The following is a 1,382-nucleotide window of genomic DNA, read 5'->3' on the forward strand; positions in this document are numbered from 1 at the left end:
AGAACTGACCCTCGTTTTTATCCTTGGAGAGAAGAGGCTTTGAAGAGGCAGTATCTTTCAGTAGCAGGGATACCTATCTATAAAGATGGTAATCCTTATTGTGTGTTAGGGCTTTATGCCAAGGAACCAAAATTTTTTACCGAAGAAACTTTAGGGCTTTTAGAGGAGTTAAAGGGAGACATAGAGTTTGCTTTAAAGCGGATAGAGGAGATTAGAAATAATGTTATCATTTCTCAGGCTCTTCTTAAATCTCCTTCAGCTGTATTTATTTTAGATGAGGAAGGCAAGATAGTTTTTTGTAACGAGACTGTGTTGAGGGGAGTTGGTAGGTCTTTTGATGAGGTTGTTGGGCAATCTATAGAGATGTTTGGTTTTAAGTTATCTGATGGTTCTGAGTTTTATCCAATTTTTTTGAAGTTTGTATCTCAAAGGGAAGAGAAATTTTCTGATGTGTTATTTTGTTCTATGGCAAAAAATTATATAGAGATGAAAATCTATCCTATAGAGTTTGCAGGAGTTGACAGGAGATTCCTTTTAATAGGAAAGGATGTTAGCGAGGAAAGGGAGTTGATAACCAAGTTAGAGAGGGTTATGTTAGAGGATCCTTTGACAGGACTCTTGAATGTTGAAGGTTTTGAGAGGAGGGTTAACAAGCTTTTAGGTGAAGTGGTTGAGGGGTGTTTAGTATTTATAGACATATTTAATTTTACCTACATCAACCGGACTTATGGTTTTGAGGTAGGAAATAGGGTTTTAAAGGCTATCGGTAAGCTTTTACAGGGTATTTTTCCAAGAACTAAGGATTTTATAGCTCGACTTGGGTCAGATGAGTTTGGATGTTTTCTGAAGAAGGAAGATTATGGAGATGTGATGGGGTTGATAGATAGGCTTGGTTTGGTTAAGGAGATAAGGGTAGAGGTAGATGGGCAGGAGATAGTGGTTGCTACTAATATGGGTATTAGTTATTATCCAGGAGACGGAAAAAGTGTAAGGGAGCTATTGGAGAAGGCTTCATTGGCGCTAAGTGAGGCAAAGAGGGGAGGGGGAGGAGAGTTTAGGTTTTTTGCTTCACATATGGAGTTAAAAGCCCAGGAGATTATATCTTTAGACCAATTGTTAGAAAAGGCCTTAGAAAATAGGTGGTTTTTATTTTATTATCAACCTTATTTTAGGGTCGAGGATTTGTCGTTGGCTGGGTTAGAGGCATTGGTTAGGATCAAAGTGAATGGTAAGATTTATAATCCTTCGGAGTTTATAGACTATTTGGAGAAGAGCCGGTTTTTACCTAAGTGACACTTGTCAAGAGAATTGTGTCTCCTTATAAAATCTCTTTACAAACATTTGCCTCAATTCGTATAAAGCAGACTTAATTAAAGGAAGTG

1 protein-coding gene is annotated in these 1,382 nt (G+C 37.6%); it reads left to right on the plus strand.

The features are described from left to right. Positions 1–1,293, plus strand: a 1,293-nt coding sequence (locus G580_RS0108605) for a diguanylate cyclase domain-containing protein (RefSeq protein ID WP_028841804.1), incomplete at its 5' end; no start/stop codon positions are given. Between the last annotated feature and the right edge of the window lie 89 nt (positions 1,294–1,382).

The sequence above is a fragment of the Thermodesulfobacterium hveragerdense DSM 12571 genome, from assembly GCF_000423845.1.
GTDB classification, from domain to species: Bacteria; Desulfobacterota; Thermodesulfobacteria; order Thermodesulfobacteriales; family Thermodesulfobacteriaceae; genus Thermodesulfobacterium; species Thermodesulfobacterium hveragerdense.